20 protein-coding genes are annotated in these 15,159 nt (G+C 60.1%); 11 read left to right on the top strand and 9 right to left on the bottom strand.

Annotation, left to right across the window (positions count from 1 at the left end):
• Positions 1-255 precede the first annotated feature (255 nt).
• From MEMAR_RS03260 to MEMAR_RS12655, 4 genes are all read left to right on the top strand, one after another.
• Positions 256-1,260, top strand: coding sequence for an RNA-binding domain-containing protein (locus tag MEMAR_RS03260; protein ID WP_011843511.1), 1,005 nt, complete (start codon positions 256-258; stop codon positions 1,258-1,260).
• A gap of 138 nt (positions 1,261-1,398) precedes the next feature.
• A complete protein-coding gene (locus MEMAR_RS03255; protein WP_245526640.1) occupies positions 1,399-1,638 on the top strand; it encodes a transcriptional regulator in 240 nt (79 codons plus the stop codon).
• Positions 1,639-1,975: 337 nt separating this feature from the next.
• Positions 1,976-2,098, top strand: coding sequence for a hypothetical protein (locus MEMAR_RS13335; protein ID WP_267312951.1), 123 nt, complete (start codon positions 1,976-1,978; stop codon positions 2,096-2,098).
• A gap of 428 nt (positions 2,099-2,526) precedes the next feature.
• Entirely contained in the window at positions 2,527-3,180 is a 654-nt protein-coding gene (locus tag MEMAR_RS12655; protein ID WP_011843509.1) for a PGF-CTERM sorting domain-containing protein, read from the top strand.
• A gap of 124 nt (positions 3,181-3,304) precedes the next feature.
• Here the strand turns inward: MEMAR_RS12655 and MEMAR_RS03250 are convergent, their stop codons facing one another.
• The gene (locus MEMAR_RS03250; RefSeq protein ID WP_011843508.1) at positions 3,305-3,577 is read right to left on the bottom strand and encodes a type II toxin-antitoxin system RelE family toxin; all 273 of its coding nucleotides are present in this window, start codon (positions 3,575-3,577) and stop codon (positions 3,305-3,307) included.
• Positions 3,577-3,804, bottom strand: a complete 228-nt coding sequence (locus MEMAR_RS03245) for a DUF7557 family protein (protein ID WP_011843507.1) — start codon at positions 3,802-3,804, stop codon at positions 3,577-3,579. Before MEMAR_RS03245 ends, MEMAR_RS03250 begins: the two co-directional genes overlap by 1 nt.
• Positions 3,805-4,020: 216 nt before the next feature.
• On the opposite strand from MEMAR_RS03245, the gene MEMAR_RS03240 reads away from it, so the two are divergent.
• Positions 4,021-4,230 (top strand): TOBE domain-containing protein, encoded by a 210-nt coding sequence (locus tag MEMAR_RS03240; protein WP_011843506.1) that lies wholly within the window; start codon positions 4,021-4,023, stop codon positions 4,228-4,230.
• A gap of 101 nt (positions 4,231-4,331) precedes the next feature.
• Positions 4,332-4,826, top strand: coding sequence for a hypothetical protein (locus MEMAR_RS03235; protein ID WP_011843505.1), 495 nt, complete (start codon positions 4,332-4,334; stop codon positions 4,824-4,826).
• 402 nt (positions 4,827-5,228) lie between these two features.
• On the opposite strand, the gene MEMAR_RS03230 is transcribed toward MEMAR_RS03235, so the two are convergent.
• Entirely contained in the window at positions 5,229-5,645 is a 417-nt protein-coding gene (locus MEMAR_RS03230; protein ID WP_011843504.1) for an SET domain-containing protein, read from the bottom strand.
• 243 nt (positions 5,646-5,888) lie between these two features.
• Between MEMAR_RS03230 and MEMAR_RS03225 the strand changes: the two genes are divergently transcribed.
• Positions 5,889-6,770: an ABC transporter ATP-binding protein gene (locus MEMAR_RS03225; RefSeq protein WP_011843503.1), complete on the top strand. Its 882-nt coding sequence runs from the start codon at positions 5,889-5,891 to the stop codon at positions 6,768-6,770.
• Positions 6,771-6,774: 4 nt separating this feature from the next.
• Positions 6,775-7,545 (top strand): ABC transporter permease, encoded by a 771-nt coding sequence (locus tag MEMAR_RS03220; protein ID WP_011843502.1) that lies wholly within the window; start codon positions 6,775-6,777, stop codon positions 7,543-7,545.
• Between the two features lie 23 nt (positions 7,546-7,568).
• Here MEMAR_RS03220 and MEMAR_RS12650 read toward each other — a convergent pair whose 3' ends face one another.
• On the bottom strand, positions 7,569-7,745 hold the full coding sequence (locus MEMAR_RS12650) for a CxxC-x17-CxxC domain-containing protein (protein ID WP_011843501.1): 177 nt from the start codon (positions 7,743-7,745) through the stop codon (positions 7,569-7,571).
• Positions 7,746-7,792: 47 nt separating this feature from the next.
• Positions 7,793-7,969 carry a CxxC-x17-CxxC domain-containing protein gene (locus MEMAR_RS12645; RefSeq protein WP_081432586.1) on the bottom strand — a complete coding sequence of 59 codons (177 nt, stop codon included), beginning with the start codon at positions 7,967-7,969 and terminating at the stop codon, positions 7,793-7,795.
• Between the two features lie 306 nt (positions 7,970-8,275).
• On the opposite strand from MEMAR_RS12645, the gene MEMAR_RS03215 reads away from it, so the two are divergent.
• The 3 genes from MEMAR_RS03215 to MEMAR_RS03205 all read left to right on the top strand — a co-directional run bounded on the left by MEMAR_RS03215 (position 8,276) and on the right by MEMAR_RS03205 (position 12,148).
• Positions 8,276-10,267: a methyltransferase domain-containing protein gene (locus MEMAR_RS03215; protein ID WP_011843499.1), complete on the top strand. Its 1,992-nt coding sequence runs from the start codon at positions 8,276-8,278 to the stop codon at positions 10,265-10,267.
• Positions 10,268-10,348: 81 nt separating this feature from the next.
• A complete protein-coding gene (gene nifB / locus MEMAR_RS03210; RefSeq protein WP_011843498.1) occupies positions 10,349-11,260 on the top strand; it encodes a nitrogenase cofactor biosynthesis protein NifB in 912 nt (303 codons plus the stop codon).
• Positions 11,261-11,290: 30 nt separating this feature from the next.
• On the top strand, positions 11,291-12,148 hold the full coding sequence (locus MEMAR_RS03205; protein ID WP_011843497.1) for a DNA-3-methyladenine glycosylase family protein: 858 nt from the start codon (positions 11,291-11,293) through the stop codon (positions 12,146-12,148).
• A 3-nt stretch (positions 12,149-12,151) separates the two neighbouring features.
• Here MEMAR_RS03205 and MEMAR_RS03200 read toward each other — a convergent pair whose 3' ends face one another.
• The 4 genes from MEMAR_RS03200 to modA are packed head-to-tail and all read right to left on the bottom strand — an operon-like array spanning position 12,152 to position 15,036.
• A complete protein-coding gene (locus tag MEMAR_RS03200; RefSeq protein WP_011843496.1) occupies positions 12,152-12,598 on the bottom strand; it encodes a hypothetical protein in 447 nt (148 codons plus the stop codon).
• 5 nt (positions 12,599-12,603) lie between these two features.
• Positions 12,604-13,395, bottom strand: a complete 792-nt coding sequence (locus MEMAR_RS03195) for a sulfate/molybdate ABC transporter ATP-binding protein (RefSeq protein WP_011843495.1) — start codon at positions 13,393-13,395, stop codon at positions 12,604-12,606.
• Entirely contained in the window at positions 13,395-14,240 is an 846-nt protein-coding gene (locus MEMAR_RS03190; protein WP_052291845.1) for an ABC transporter permease, read from the bottom strand. The genes MEMAR_RS03195 and MEMAR_RS03190 overlap by 1 nt, the downstream gene beginning before the upstream one ends.
• Positions 14,209-15,036: a molybdate ABC transporter substrate-binding protein gene (gene modA / locus MEMAR_RS03185; protein WP_011843493.1), complete on the bottom strand. Its 828-nt coding sequence runs from the start codon at positions 15,034-15,036 to the stop codon at positions 14,209-14,211. The genes MEMAR_RS03190 and modA overlap by 32 nt, the downstream gene beginning before the upstream one ends.
• Between the last annotated feature and the right edge of the window lie 123 nt (positions 15,037-15,159).

Genomic DNA, 15,159 nt, shown 5'->3' with positions numbered 1-15,159 from the left:
GTGCACCACCATAGGGACTTTTGAGGTATATCCCTCTATTTCCTGAATCTCCTCGTTTAGCAGGGCCTTAAAACCGAAATCATAATCCCATCCCACAAACAAAGAAATTTTCAGCAGAAAAATAGAGTTACCATTGCTCTGCCATTCATCCTGGAGGAAATTCGGCAACTTTGCCTTTCACCCGATCAGGCATGCAGAAGAACGTACAACCGGAGAGGAGCTCCGCCATGCTACAAAGGGAAGATATCAGGAGAGATGCGCGTGGATGACCTATACTCCCTGCTCGCCCGCTTTGAAGGGCGGCAGATCGACTTCAAGGAAGATGTGAGCGCAAGCCTTTACCGGCTCCTGTCCGCCTTCGCCAACACCGCCGGTGGTGCCGCCGTCATCGGAATCCGGGACCATGACCATGCCGTCATCGGGCTCGACCTGAGGAATAACGCTGTTAAGAAACTCGCGGACAGCATAACCACCCGGCTCGGCGTTCATCCGGTCATCGATATCCATGAGATCGAGGGGAAGTCCATCGTCATCGTCACTGTCGAGCGGAGCCGCGTTCCGGTCGCCTTTGACGGGCGGTACTACACCCGTGTCGGCGATACAACCCGCGAGATGCTCCCCGACGAGCTCAGGGAGTACTTCCAGCAGAGCATTGAGTGGGACAGCGTCACCGGGCCGTACTCGTTCGATGAGATCGACGAAGAGACGGTGCGGCGTTTCCTTGCACGGGCAAATGCGACGGGCCGACTCACTTCTGTCGATCCGGCCGAATCAGTAGAGACAGTGCTCTCTCGACTCGGGCTTGCCAGGGACGGAGGGATCAGCAACGGCGCCATCGCCCTCTTCGGCAAGAACCCGCAGCGGTATTTCTTGAACTGCATCCTCCGGATCGGGCGGTTCAAGCGGGCGGATATCATCATCGGCGACCACGAGATCGGGGGCAATCTCTTCCAGCAGTTCGAGGAGGGCGAGCGGATTATCAAGCAGTATCTCGGCGTCAGGTACGACATCTCAGAGGAGGCGATGCGAGAGTCCTTCCAGAGGAGAGAGATCTGGGACTACCCGCTTTTGGCGATCCGGGAGGCGCTTCTCAACGCGCTTATCCACCGCGATTACTTCAACAACACGATCCAGACGCAGGTCAAGATCTTTGACGACCATATCCGCTTTCACAATCCCGGCCATCTTCCCGAAGGTGTCACCGTTGAGATGATCATACAGGAGNCACTACTCCTTTCACCGCAACCCGAAGGTTGCTGATATCTTCTNACCGTGCCGGGCTTGTCGAACGCTACGGGTCAGGGGTTGAGCGGATCANTCACGGCCTTCCGCGNATGCCGGTATGCCGGTTNCCCGCCTTCGCGANGCACCTCGCTCGGGTTCACCCTGACGATGCGGATGGATACGCTGAGCGCGAGTTATCTTCAGAAGATGGAACTGAGTGAACGGCAGATCCTTGCGGTGGAGCGGATCAAGGCCGAGGGGAGTATCACGAGCGGTGTCTATCAATCACTCACCGGCGTCTCGGCACCGACGGCTTTCAGGGATCTCAAGGGCCTGGTTGACCGCGGTATCCTGGAGCAGGTGGGCACGTCGAGGAGGAATACACGATATATCCTGCGGGAGAGGCCACGATGAATTGGAGGCATTTCCAGAGCGCTCCGGCGAATAAGCGGCTGATCCAGGCCGAAAACAAGGTAGATGCCCAACCTGGCGTGGATACATGAACGATGAATGAACGATGAATGAACGATGAATGAACGATGAATGAACGATGAATGAACGATGAATGAACGATGAATGAACGATGAATGAACGATGAATGAACGATGAATGAACGATGAATGAACGATGAATGAACGATGAATGAACGATGAATGAACGATGAATGAACGATGAATGAACGATACGATAGATAAGAAAACCAATTGAGGATGAGCGCCGGGCGGGATGCAGCGTGACCGCTCCGGCGAGGATGCCAAAAAGGCTGATCGAGGTGGCGCTGTACCCCGGTGGCCGGCGGGAACCGATCTCCCTCCCGCTCTCCGAGGTCGAAGATCTCCTTCCCGAAGATCCCGGCGCCTTCATGTCAATGTAGACTGAGATTCTTGTCGCGCTTTCTTCGCTCTCTCCCCCGACCGTATCCGCTCAAGCAGCACCGATGCCGGCTCGTACTCGCGCCCCTCCTGCCGGGCGAGTTCCGCTTCAGTAGGGACCAGCCGCCCGTAACTTCGGATCGATCCTCGATTTACGGGTCAGATATTCGTTTTCACTCATCGGCAAGGCACACGAAGGGCGATAATTCAATAAAACGCCAATCAGTCTGACCTTGAAGTTTTGTTTATCGATAGATTAACTTTTTGATACTATTCAGGCAAAGGGGTCAAGATACCTCTATCAATTCAATCCACCTGAGTCTTTGTGTTCAAACTTCGACACTTCAAAGATAATAGAGATTTATTTAGCCGAATATCCTAGATAGTCGATAAGAAAGCCATCTATAATCTTTAAGTCGATGCCTCTCTTATGAGAGCAAAAATATCAATCCTATGTCTTTTAATTGTATTTTTGGTGCTGTCTTGTGGCTGCTTTACTCTTGAAGTCCACACAAAAGTAAACCCGGATGCTACGCTGAGTTCATACTCATACGATCTCACGACGAGTCAATTTGTGTATAATGCCCTTAAGGAGAGCGCAAAAGAACAGGGTTATTCGTCGTTAAGGGAATCAATGACATCGAATGCTGAGCCAGGGACGTATAAATACGATGAAATTTGGGATGGTGATACTGTTACGATTAGTATAGCCAGTACGCAACCATTACAATCAACGGATCCCGAAAAATGGCAAATCAAAAAAGAAAGCGGCTATATGATTTACGATGATAAAAGACTCTTATCTGACGAAACTATTGAGGATTCTAACGAATTTAATGAAGCAATGCTAAGTAGTGCCGGTGTTCACTACTATCTCGAGATGCCCGGCAAAATTATTGACACAAATGCGAATGTAGTGGATGGGAATAAAGCAGAGTGGCATTTGACCGGATCAGAAGTGTTTACAACAGAGATCTACGCTAAAAGTGAAGTGCCGGTGTTTGCGTTACCCGGATTTGGCGCACTGATTGCACTTATCGGACTGAGTTGTGCAACCTTATTGTTAATACGAAAGAGAGTATGAAGAAATAATGGCTTTATAGAACCATTATCTGTTTTTAGAGCCGTATGCGATTGATTTTGACTTTCGAGACAATCGAATAAACGAGACTCAACTAACAAGACCCGTGAACATCTCGCGACGCAGATCAATATTTCCGATAGATTTTGCTCCGATTTCCAATCTCAATCACGGTGATGACCATCACATTGTCCTCGATCACAAGAATAATCCGGTACTGTCCTACACGAAGAGAGTATAGCGGACTGTTCTGGTGTCCTTTCAGTTTCTTAACGTGAAATCGGGGATACGGCTCATCTGCCAGAGCATAGAGTTCTTCCTTAATTCGTCCGGCATCAGGGTCCGGGATGTTATTGAGAACCCGCTCGGCAACCGGCATCAGGATGAGCCGCCAGATCATCAGAGGTCCCGTTCCTGAACATACTCTTCAAAGGGGCGACCCCGGCCGGCCCGCATGTCCGCGACGCTTTCTTCGATCCGCTGCAACGTCTCTTCGGAAAGCGGCTCCGGATCGATTAATGCGTCCATAATGCGGTTGAGCGTCTCGTCATAACTCTCCCGGGGATGTGTTTTCAAGGTATCCAGGCGGGACTTGGTCTCCGGCTGGAGCTGGATCGTGGTTACCATAGCCAACTATGGGCAACTATAAGATATAATGATTCTGTCGGGGCCACATACTGAACGATGTGCAGGCACACTGACCCGGGGGAGGTAAACCCACTTTTTTGCGCCCAGAAGAAACGCCGGCACTCCCGCCTGCAGGAAGAGTATGCGCACCGCGCCGATCTTTCGGGCATCGAAACCTATATGGCCCGGCGGGCCGGATTACCGGCCCGGTGCATCATGAAGTTAAGTGCAAGAAACCAGCTTCCCGGAAAAGTAAAGGCCCTGAACGTGGGCGTGGTCACCGCCGAGGTCGTCGTTGAACTGGACGGCGGCGGCGAACTCGTCGCGGTCATCACGAAGAAGTCCGTGGAGAATCTCGGGCTTGCCGTCGGCAAGAAGGTCTACGCCGTGGTCAAGTCGACCGAGGTCATGGTCGCCGTCGACTGAGGAACACTCACCCTTTTTATCCCAGGCAGGGCGGCAACGCATAAATAGGCCGGCAACCGTTCTGCCCGTACCCTTCACGGGGACACCGAGGTGCCGGCACCATGCTCCAGGAACGCTCCCCCCTGCTGACCGCGATCATCGTCTGCGTCCTGATGACCATGCTCGCCGGCGCCTACGCCCTCCTCGCGAACGAGGGCGCACCCCCTCCGGGACCGCCCCCGGCCGGAACGCCGGGAACGCCGGCCGCGACCGGAGCCCCGGTGCAGCTCACTTCCCGCACATTCTCGATCAGCGTCACCCCGGCGTCCGCCACCGCCCGGCCCGGCGATACCGTCAGGTTCATGCTCACGGTGCACCCCGAAGGCGGATTCGACGCGCCCGTCAAGATCAGGGTTGCCGCTACGGCGCTCGGCGGCGCATACCGCGAAAACCATGACCTCGGCACGATCTCCGCACCCTACCCGCCTCTCACCTACGAGGCCGCGACCCCCGGCCTCCCGCCCTTCGTCTCCACCGCGACCGTGGACGCCGTGGTTACGGCGACCGGAGGGGGCACCGTGAGGACCGAGCGGGTGCAGCTCGTCATCAGGAGATAGGGCACCGGCCGGAACGCCCATTCCAGGCATATCGCAGAATTTCCAGGCCACATCTCCATTCCCACACCCCTGCATCCCGGACACCCTCCTATCATATCTCCAAATTACCCCCGAATCCCTCAAAATCGTTCAAATTCTCGGACGATTCTGAGGTGCCCGCACGACCGGCAGGCCGGTTACAGGGGTCGGCAGGCATTACCGGCGATCGAGAGAATCTCAATGATTCGGGGAGGATATTGCAAACCCCTTGATTTCCACTGGAGATTTCGGCAGACGGCCCTGAACGGCCCGGGAAGGGTGGGAAGGTCTCCCGGCACCCGGTTCGCGATACCGGTAAACGCCGCTGCCCCCGGAGAAGAAAAAGAGCCCGGAACAGCAATAACCACGATTCCGGGCAACCACTCACTCCACCGCATCGAACCAGACGGGGTCGGGGCAGTCCGGCAGCCCGCCGTAGTTGATGGTGATCTCCTCGCCTCTCGAGATCGGGCGATGGGCGGAGATGCGGATCTCGCCCCGGAGAAGATCGCAGACGTGATCCGCGTTCGCGTGGCGGGAGTGGTTGTAGAGCGACCCGTAGCCCAGCGCCACGGCGGCGAGCTCCCCCCACGCAAAGTAGTAGTCAAAGAGGTGCGTCTTATCGAGAAGTTCCTGCTCGTCCGCTCCCCCGAGCACGATCACCGGGCAGGTCTCGATCAACTCGCCGGGTATAAGATCCCTGCGGGCGAAGACGCCCCGCCCGCGGCATCCCGACGAACCGACGTATACGGCATCCGAAGGAGAGAAAAACCCCTCTTTCTCCACAGAATTGTCGATCATGGTTTCGCTGCGACTCCATACGTGCGGATAGAGCGGTTTACCCTGCCGGGCAAAAAGGCTGCGGTGGCTCCGTCCCGGTAGACCGGAATCCGGGCCCCGGACCACCGGGAAATGCGGCATGCACCCCGGACCCGAATCCCCTGCGCGGAGGGGGGGTGAGCGAAAGAATGTTGTAGTCGCACGACTTCACTGACTTTTCAGGAGGAGGAGAGAATCGGGGACGTCATCGCAGCGCACGACCTCTTGAAGCGGTTCGGGGACCTCGTCGCGGTCGACCGGATCGCCTTCCGGGTCAGGGAAGGGGAGGTCTTCGGGTTTCTCGGCCCGAACGGAGCGGGGAAGACGACGACCATGAAGATGATCCAGTGCATCTCCCCGAAATCCGGCGGAACACTGGAGGTCTTCGGGATGGACGTCGACACCCACCCGCGCCAGATCAAGAGCCGTCTCGGGGTGGTGCCGCAGGAGAACAACCTCGACCCGGATTTCTCGGCCTACCGGAACCTGCTGGTCTACGCCCGCTACTTCGGCATCCCGAAGCAGGAAGCGGAGAAGCGGGCAAAAGAACTCCTCACGTTCATGCAGCTCGACGAGAAACGGGACGTCCTGATCGACAAACTCTCGGGCGGGATGAAACGGCGGCTGATCATCGCCCGGGCGCTCGTCAACGAACCGGAACTGCTCATCCTCGACGAGCCCACCATCGGGCTCGACCCGCAGGCGCGGCACCTGATCTGGGAGACGCTCCGGAGCCTCCGGGCCGAAGGAAACACCCTCGTCCTCACCACCCACTACCTCGACGAAGCGGAACGCCTCTGCGACCGGCTGGTGATCATGGATCACGGAAAGATCCTCGTCGAGGGCACCCCGGCGGACCTCATCCGCGAGCATGCCGGGAGCGACGTCGTCGAGGTTGAGCGGACACAGAAGGTGGTCGCCCGCCTGGACGAGCTCGGCGTGAACTACGATCTCGCCGGCGACGTCCTCCAGGTATTCACGGATCGTCCGAACGACGTTGCACGCGAACTGCTCGAGGTCTGCCGGCACGAGGCGGCGGTGACGGTCCGCCCGGCAACCCTCGAGGACGTCTTTCTGCGGCTGACCGGGCGGAGCCTGCGGGAGTGAGCGAATGCTGATCGACGTTACCGCGAGAGTACAGAGCGTCTGGCGGAGGAACTGGGACGCCTTCCTCAGGACCTACCGGGTGAACTTCATCCCGCCCTTCATCGAGCCGGTCCTCTACCTCCTGGCGCTGGGGTTCGGTCTCGGGACCTATATCGAGGCGGTCGACGGGATTCCCTACCCCATCTTCATCGCACCGGCCCTCGTCTCGATATCGGTGATGTACTCGGCCTTCTTCGAGTGCACCTACTCGTCGTTCGTCCGGATGTACTACCAGAAGACGTTCGACGCCATCATCGCGACCCCGGTCGGCATCGACGAGGTGATCGCGGGAGAGATGATCTGGGGCGCCACCCGGGGGATGATCTACGCAACGCTGATGCTCCCCGTGCTCCTCATCTTCAACGTCGTCGCCATGCCGTCGTCCCTGCTGCTCATACCCTTCGCGTTCCTCGCCGGCCTCCTCTTCGCGGGGATCGCGATGTGCTTCACGGCAATCACGCCGAGCATCGACGCGCTGAACTACCCCTCGTTCCTCTTCATCACCCCGATGTTCCTCTTCTCGGGGACGTTCTTCCCGCTGGACCTGCTCCCGGAACCGATCCAGTACTTCGCCCTCGCCGCCCTCCCGCTCACGCACGTCGTCGGCTTCAACCGGGCAATCACGCTCGCGGCGTTCTCGCCGGTAAACCTCCTCAACCTCGCCTGGATCGCGGTAGCGACCGTGATCTTCTTCGTGCTCGCCATCAGGCTGATGAGAAGACGGCTCGTCGTGTGACGGCGCTCGGCTCAAAAAAGGGGTTAGAATCGGGGTTTTCTGTGCTTCGGGAGGCAGTCGCGGCAGTAGACCGGCCGACCCTCCGTAGGCTTGAAAGGAACTTCGCACTCTTTGCCGCAGTCAGCGCAGACTGCCTTGTGGAACTCGCGGGGACGGTCCTGATACGATCCGGGGCCCCTGCGGGGATATCTCTCTTCCATTGGAATTTCACTCACTTACTTCGGGAAACAGTATTCTTACTGGCTACTCAAAACCGGGGTTTCCTGTGCTTCGGGAGGCAGTCGAGACAGTAGACCGGCCGACCCTCCGTAGGCTTGAAAGGAACTTCGCACTCTTTGCCGCAGTCGGAACAGACCGCCTTGTGGAACTCGCGGGGACGGTCCTGATACGATCCGGGGCCCCTGCGGGGGTATCTCTCTTCCATATACTTCAACCATGCAGATAATCTGCACATACACAACTACCTGCCTGCATATAATAGGTGCGTCTCGGGGATCCGGGGCGGCATGACCCGTCCTGCGCCGGCCTCTGCGTGGCCGGGATGCACGGGAAGGAAAAACCCTCTCCAATGTGCCGGTTTCCCTCTCCAGGGAGGTACGTGACGCAATGCTTTTATCGATACTATCCTATCGAAAGATCATCCAACTATGTACAGGATAACCGTTCTCTTTTGCAACCCGGCAGAACACCGGTTCTATTCCGGAAACGAAGCCGGGGGGAGTGGCCCGGCATGATCGACGAGGTCCACACCGACGAGCCTCCCGATAGCAGACGCAAGGGAAGACACCGGGACAGGAGGACGATCGGTCCGGTCCCGAACCTTGAAGACCACGTAAAACCCGACTGGTGGAGGGGCATCTTCAATCGCCTTTACCTGAAGACCGACGGCGACGTCGTCGACGACCCCCGGATCACCGGGAGAGAGATCGACCGGATCGCCCGGGTTCTGCACCTCCAGCCCCACGAAAAAGTCCTCGACCTCTGTTGCGGCCAGGGCAGGCACACCCTCGAACTCGCGCGCAGGGGCTACAACGCCGAAGGCCTCGACCAGTCGCACTACCTAATCCAGCGGGCCCGGTCGACCGCGAAGAAAGAGGGGCTCCCCGTCAGGTTCAGGGAGGGGGACGCCCGGCGACTCCCGTACCGCACCGACACCTACGACGTCGTCCTCGTCCTCGGGAACAGTTTCGGCTATTTCGACTCCGTCGAGGAGGATCTCCGGATCCTCACCGAGATCCGGCGCATCCTCAAACCCTGGGGGCGGGTGCTCCTGGACGTCGCCGACGGCGAGTACTTAAAAGAGCACTTCCAGCCGAGGTCGTGGGAGTGGATCGACGATACCATGTTCGTCTGCCGCGAGAGGTCGCTCTCGTTCGACGACCAGCGCCTGATATCCCGTGAGGTGATAACCGACGTCGAGAAGGGCGTCGTGGCCGACCAGTTCTACGCCGAGCACCTCTACACCCCCGAGGCGCTCCGGCGGCTCCTTGAGAAGGCGGGGTTCTCCGGCATCGCCTTCCACGAGATCGCGACCGAGTCGCAGCGCAACCAGGACCTCGGGATGATGGAGCGCCGCCACATCGTTACCGCGCACGTCAGGAAGGAATGGTCGGCGACGAAGACAAAAGGCCGGGAGACGGCAAAACACGTCGCGGTGCTCCTCGGCGACCCGGCGAGGCCCGACGCCCTGAAACCCTCCTGCGCCTTCGACGACGACGACTTCTACACCATCGACCAGATGAAGGCGGCGCTGCGGGAACTCTCCGGCTACCGGTTCACCTACCTCTTCAAGCACGAGACGCTGATCCAGGATCTCCAGAGACTGAAGGGGAAGGTGGACTACGTCTTCAACCTCTGCGACGAGGGGTTCAACAACGACCCGAGGAAAGAACTCCACGTCCCGGCGCTTTTCGAGATTTACAGCATCCCGTACACGGGAGCCGGCCCGCAGGCGCTCGCGTTCTGCTACGACAAATCGCTCGTGCGGGGGATCGCAAAAGAGATGGGGATCCCGGTGCCGGACGCCTGCTTCATCACCCCCGGCGACCGCACTTACGATGTCGGGATGAAGTTCCCGGCGATCGTCAAGCCGAACGCAGGCGACTCCTCCTACGGCATCACGCAAGAGAGCATCGCCCACTCCATCGAGGAACTCTCCGACATCATCACCTCGCTCCGGACGACCCTCGGCTACGACCGCTCGCTCCTCGTCGAGGAGTTCCTCACGGGAAAAGACATCAGCGTCGGGATCATCGGGAACCCGTCGGGATACAGCATGGTGCTGCCCGTCATCGAGGAGGACTACTCCGCCCTGCCCCCGGGTCTCCCCCGCATCTGCGGCTACGAGGCGAAGTGGCTCCCGGACTCGCCCTACTGGAAGATCACCTCAAAGCCCGCGGACCTCCCCGAGGAGACCGAGAAGGCGATCGTGCGGTGCTGCCTCGCCCTCTTCGAACGCCTGGAGTGCCGCGACTACTGCCGGTTCGACTGGCGGCTCGACGAGCACGGCAACCCAAAACTCCTCGAGGTCAACCCGAACCCCGGCTGGTGCTGGGACGGCCACCTCGCCAGGATGGCGAAGTACGCGGGCCTGACGTACCCCGAGATGCTCGGCCGGATCCTGAAAGCTGCGGAGGAGCGGTTCGGGATGGAGCCGGAGCGGGATACGCGGGAGGCCGGCAAGGAACATCTCCCGTTCGACCTCAGCCAGGAGACGGCCTGACCCGTACCACCTTTTTTTTGTGCCGCCCGGGAAGACCGCAACCATCAGTATATAATATTCATCGGCACATAGATCTGTCATATGGCCGACGAGTATCGGACCGCGACGGTCCAGGGCAGGGAGGTTCCTTACGATCCGGAGCAGCTACGTAAGATCAGCGAGCACCCCTGCTACTCAGATAAAGCCTGCCACGCCTTCGGACGATGCCATCTCCCCGTCGCTCCAGATTGCAATATCCAGTGCAACTACTGCATACGCGACTTCGACTGCGTGAACGAGAGCCGGCCGGGTGTCACGAGCAAGGTTCTCACCCCGGAAGAGGGGCTCGACCTGGTCAGGAACGTCGTCAGGGATTATCCGTACGTGAAGGTGATCGGCATCGCGGGGCCGGGTGAGCCGCTCGCAAACCCCGAGACGTTCGAGGCTCTGCGGCTGGTCCACGAGGAGTTTCCGCACCTGATCATGTGCATCAGCACGAACGGCCTTATGCTCCCCGAGTATATAGAAGAACTCGCGAAGTACGATGTCGGAAACATCACGATCACGCTCAACGCCGTCGACCCCGCGATCGGGGAGAAGATCTACGCCTGGGTCGACTACAAAGGGAAGAGGTATCACGGGCGCGAGGCGGCAGAAATCCTCCTCTCCCAGCAGTTGAAGGGGATCGAGATGGCGGTCGCGAAGAAGATCTTCGTCAAGATCAACACCGTCTACATCCCCGGGATCAACGACGAGCACATCCCCGAGATTGCAAAGAAGGTCGGCGAGATGGGGGCGTTCACCTTCAACGTCATTCCAGTCATCCCGCAGTACAAGTTCGCCCATATCACCCCCCCGACACCGAAGGAGAAGCGGGAGATGCAGGACCAATGCGCTCCGTACATCAAGCAGATGCGCCACTGCGCACGCTGCCGGGCGGACGCGATCGGGAAACTGGGCCAGGACGTTCAGTCCTGCGTCTACCAGCAGATGAAGGATGAGAAGAAAGAATAACCTCTTTTTTACCCGGCGGTGCCGCCGGCCATGACGACGATCGAACTCCGGCCCGACCAGCCGTTCGACCTCGACCTGACGCTCGCCTGCGGGCAGGCGTTCCGCTGGGAGAAGACGGACGGGTGGTGGCAGGGCGTCGCCGGCGGCCGGGCCGTCCGGATACGGCAGGATGCAAACCGGCTCACGTTTGAGGGGGGGGATGCGGGGTTCGTCCGCGACTACTTCCAACTTGACCAGGACCTTAACGCAATTCTTTCGTCAATCGACCGCGACCCGGCGATTGGTGCCGCCGTCCGGGAGTGCCGGGGTCTGCGTCTCGTCAGGCAACCGCCGTGGGAGTGCCTGATCTCCTACATCTGCGCCACGAACACGAATATCCCGGCGGTGAAGCGCCGGGCCGCGCTGATGGCGGAGCGCTACGGGAGACCGGTAGACGGACCTTTCGGCAGAACGTATGCGTTCCCGGAGCCGGAAGCGCTCGGCGCAGTCTCCCGCGCGGACCTGTGGGACTGCAAACTCGGCTACCGGACGGATTACGTTCACGAGGCAGCCGGATATGCGACTGAGTACCCGGACTGGGCGGAGCGTATCGCCGCCCTCCCGTTCGAGGAGGCACGGGAGACGTTGATGCGATTCCGCGGCGTCGGGCCGAAAGCGGCGGACTGTGTGCTGCTCTTTGCGTTCGGGTTCTTCGAGGCGTTTCCGGTCGATGTCTGGATACGCCGGATCGTGAGGGAGACCTACCTCTCCGATCTTACCGGAAAAAACTGCACCCCGCCGGAGTACGAGAGGATCCGGCGGTTTAGCCGGGACTACTTCGGGGAGTATGCCGGATACGCGCAGGAGTATCTCTATTGTGCACGCGGCCCGGCACGCCGCCCGCAGTGATGCTCACTCCTTCCCGTTGCGGATACGCTCCCGGACGAGCAAGGCCACCGTGATTAGGGCAAGGATGCCGATACCGGCGAGACCGATGGCGACGAGGACAACGGGCACTCCGCACACCGAGATCACGGGGGATGCGGTGGCGATGGCGACTTTGCCCGTTATCAGGGGCGGCACAAATTCTCCGTCGGCACCGGGAGGCCGGTGCCGGGGCATCGTCGTGTTGTAGAGATGCGCCCTCGTCTCCGGGGGCATGCTCTCCAGGAATTCGGGGCAGATCCTCTCATAGTATTCCCCTACGGAGGCGTTCCGCTCAAGCATCTGCGGGTATATCTCCGCGTGCGACTCGTTGAACGAGTAATTGATGGGGATCTCCCCGCCCGCGGCCGAACCCGGCACGAGAGAGATCGGCGCGAGCAGTGCGAGGAGGAGAACATATCCCTGCTTCTTCATGGTCGTCATCCGAGGGGCCGGGAGTCCGGCAGCCTCCGGCTATGACCAGTGATAGACGCCCGGGGCATAAAGCCGTTGTGGGGTTCCGACCCGGCAAAACTCGCGATGAACCCGTTATCCTGCATGCCGAGCACCTCCTCCGGCGCACCCTCGGCGACCACCTGCCCCTCTTCGAGGAGGCAGAGGCGGTCGGCGAGTTCGAGGGCGTCGCGGAGGTTGTGGGTGACGACGATGCAGGGGATGCCGGCGCTCCGTATCCGGTCGCGGAGTTCCATTCGCATCGCAGCTTGCGCCCGCATATCGACGGCGGCGAGCGGTTCGTCGAGGAGGAGGAGGTCCGGGTCGAGCACCAGCGCCCGGGCGAGGGCCACCCGCTGCCGCTGCCCGCCCGAGAGCCTGCCGACGTTGACGTCCGCAAGATCGGCGAGGTTCATCGCGCGAAGCTGGTTCGTCACGGAGAACGCGATCTCCGGCCGCGAGACCTTCCGGCAGCGGAGGCCGAACGCCACGTTCTCGGCGACGGTCATATGCGGGAAGAGGGCGTAAGACTGGAAGAGGTGGCCGACCTTCCGGCTCTCGGCGGGGACGTCGATCCCCTCCTCGCCTGAGTAGAGCCTCCTCTCCCCGAGGACGATCTCCCCACGGTCAGGGGTGAGGATGCCGGAGATCAGGTTCAGCACCGTGGACTTGCCCGCCCCGTTCTCGCCGACGAGGACGAGGGTCTCCCCGCACCCGACCGAGAGCGTGACGTCGAGAGTGAAGTCGCGGAGTTGCCGGACGGCAGAGAACGAGAGCATCAGAGCCTCCGCCGGGTCATGATCTTCACCGCGGCGATCACCGCAAACGATATCACGACGAGGACGATCGCGAGGCTGATCGCGGCATCGAGGTCGCCCTGCATCGTCGTGTAGATGGCAAGCGGCATCGTCTGGGTTCGTCCCTGGAAGTTTCCGGCAAACATGATCGTGGCGCCGAACTCCCCGAGCGCCCGGGCGAACGAGAGTATCGCACCCGAGATGAGCCCGCCCCACGCAAGCGGGATGGTGACCCGGAGGGCGACCTTCATGGGGGATGCCCCGAGCGTCCGGGCCGCATCCTCGTAGATGCGGTCGACCGCCTCGAAACTCGCCCTCGCCTGCCGAATGTAGAACGGCGAGGCCACGAAGACCTGCGCGAGGATCACCGCGACCGTGGTGAAGGCGATGCTGATACCGAATTGGTCGAGGTACTGCCCGACCACGCCCCGGCGGCCGAACGCCATGAGGAGCGCGATGCCCGCCACCGCCGGCGGCAGGACGATGGGGAGATCGGTGAGCGTATCGACGATCGCCCTCCCCGGGTAGTCGTGCCGGGCATTCACCAGGGCAAGCGGCGTCCCGAAGACGACGACGATCGCCGTGCTCACCGTCGCGGTGGCTAGCGAGAGGGAGAGCGCGTCGAGCACCACCGGTTCGGCGAGCGACCGGAGGAACGCCTCAGGCGATATGCGCAGGAAGAGCGAGGCGACCGGCAGCGTGACGAAGAGGAGGAAGAGGGCGACGAGGGCGGCGACGAGGAGGGCAAGACCCGCCCTCGAGACTCGCGCCAGGCCACCTTCGGGCCGGGTCACCTCAGGACTCTGCCGGAATGGGGTCGAATCCATACTCGGTCAGGATGGCGCTGCCGTCCGGGCCCCGGACGAACGCTATGAAGGACTCCGCTTCGGCCTTGTGCGGCGAATCCGCAAGGATGCCGAGCGGATACGTGGCCATGACGTTATACTCCGCCGGAACCTCGATCCGGGTCACTTTGTCCAGATCGTCCTTCGAGACGTCCGATTTGTAGACGAACGCCGCATCCGCCTCCCCGAGGGTCAGTTTGGGCACCACGGAGCTTACCGCCGTCTCCTCGGAGATGACGTTCTCCATCACGGCTTCCCGGTACGCCTCGCCGTATGCGGGATCGGCGGCCATCTTATCGAGCACCTGCCGGGTGTAGTCGCCGAAGGGAACATCTTTGGTGCCGATGACAATCTTTGTGCCCGGTTTTGCCAGGTCGGCCAGACCGGTGATATTTGCCGGGTTGTCGGCCGGGACGATCAGGGCCATGCTGTTCCCGAGGAACGGCGCCACGGTACCGTCATCCATGAACCCGCCGTCCTGGAGGGCCTTCATGTGCTTTGTGCTCGCGGAGACGAAGACGTCGGGGTTCGCTCCCTGCTCAATCTGGGTGCGGAGGGCCTGCGATCCGTCGAAGACCAGATCAATCCTGACGTTTCCGTTCTGTGCCTCGTAGGCTTTGCCGATATCCGTGAAGGCCCCCGTGAGCGACGCGGCCGTAAAGACGGTCAGGGTAGTCTCTTCCGACGTCTCTCCGGTGGTCGTGCATCCCGCGACCAGGAGACCGGCGGTGATCATGAGGGTCAGGGCAACGAGGGTTGCCGGGGTTGATGCTTTCATTGTGACACCTTATAGAGGATTGCGGCGTGGTATATTTAATTTAGCTTATTCTGAGCCCAAATAAACGATATTTAGTTTACGCGTCCGGGGAGTATAAAAACATGTTGTACTGCAGGCTGAAGG

This window comes from Methanoculleus marisnigri JR1 (assembly GCF_000015825.1).
Lineage (GTDB): Archaea > Halobacteriota > Methanomicrobia > Methanomicrobiales > Methanoculleaceae > Methanoculleus > Methanoculleus marisnigri.
This window is presented reverse-complemented; position numbering and strand designations above follow the sequence as displayed.

Coding starts and splice junctions, on each gene's coding strand:
- MEMAR_RS03250 (WP_011843508.1), bottom strand. CDS start 3,577: ATGATCTGGCGGCTCATCCTGATGCCGGTTGCCGAGCGGGTTCTCAAT.
- MEMAR_RS12650 (WP_011843501.1), bottom strand. CDS start 7,745: ATGGAAGAGAGATATCCCCGCAGGGGCCCCGGATCGTATCAGGACCGT.
- MEMAR_RS03205 (WP_011843497.1), top strand. CDS start 11,291: ATGACGACGATCGAACTCCGGCCCGACCAGCCGTTCGACCTCGACCTG.
- MEMAR_RS12645 (WP_081432586.1), bottom strand. CDS start 7,969: ATGGAAGAGAGATACCCCCGCAGGGGCCCCGGATCGTATCAGGACCGT.
- MEMAR_RS03190 (WP_052291845.1), bottom strand. CDS start 14,240: ATGGATTCGACCCCATTCCGGCAGAGTCCTGAGGTGACCCGGCCCGAA.
- nifB (WP_011843498.1), top strand. CDS start 10,349: ATGGCCGACGAGTATCGGACCGCGACGGTCCAGGGCAGGGAGGTTCCT.
- MEMAR_RS03215 (WP_011843499.1), top strand. CDS start 8,276: ATGATCGACGAGGTCCACACCGACGAGCCTCCCGATAGCAGACGCAAG.
- MEMAR_RS03245 (WP_011843507.1), bottom strand. CDS start 3,804: ATGGTAACCACGATCCAGCTCCAGCCGGAGACCAAGTCCCGCCTGGAT.
- MEMAR_RS12655 (WP_011843509.1), top strand. CDS start 2,527: ATGAGAGCAAAAATATCAATCCTATGTCTTTTAATTGTATTTTTGGTG.
- MEMAR_RS03255 (WP_245526640.1), top strand. CDS start 1,399: ATGGATACGCTGAGCGCGAGTTATCTTCAGAAGATGGAACTGAGTGAA.
- MEMAR_RS03235 (WP_011843505.1), top strand. CDS start 4,332: ATGCTCCAGGAACGCTCCCCCCTGCTGACCGCGATCATCGTCTGCGTC.
- MEMAR_RS13335 (WP_267312951.1), top strand. CDS start 1,976: ATGCCAAAAAGGCTGATCGAGGTGGCGCTGTACCCCGGTGGCCGGCGG.
- MEMAR_RS03200 (WP_011843496.1), bottom strand. CDS start 12,598: ATGAAGAAGCAGGGATATGTTCTCCTCCTCGCACTGCTCGCGCCGATC.
- modA (WP_011843493.1), bottom strand. CDS start 15,036: ATGAAAGCATCAACCCCGGCAACCCTCGTTGCCCTGACCCTCATGATC.
- MEMAR_RS03230 (WP_011843504.1), bottom strand. CDS start 5,645: ATGATCGACAATTCTGTGGAGAAAGAGGGGTTTTTCTCTCCTTCGGAT.
- MEMAR_RS03220 (WP_011843502.1), top strand. CDS start 6,775: ATGCTGATCGACGTTACCGCGAGAGTACAGAGCGTCTGGCGGAGGAAC.
- MEMAR_RS03195 (WP_011843495.1), bottom strand. CDS start 13,395: ATGCTCTCGTTCTCTGCCGTCCGGCAACTCCGCGACTTCACTCTCGAC.
- MEMAR_RS03240 (WP_011843506.1), top strand. CDS start 4,021: ATGAAGTTAAGTGCAAGAAACCAGCTTCCCGGAAAAGTAAAGGCCCTG.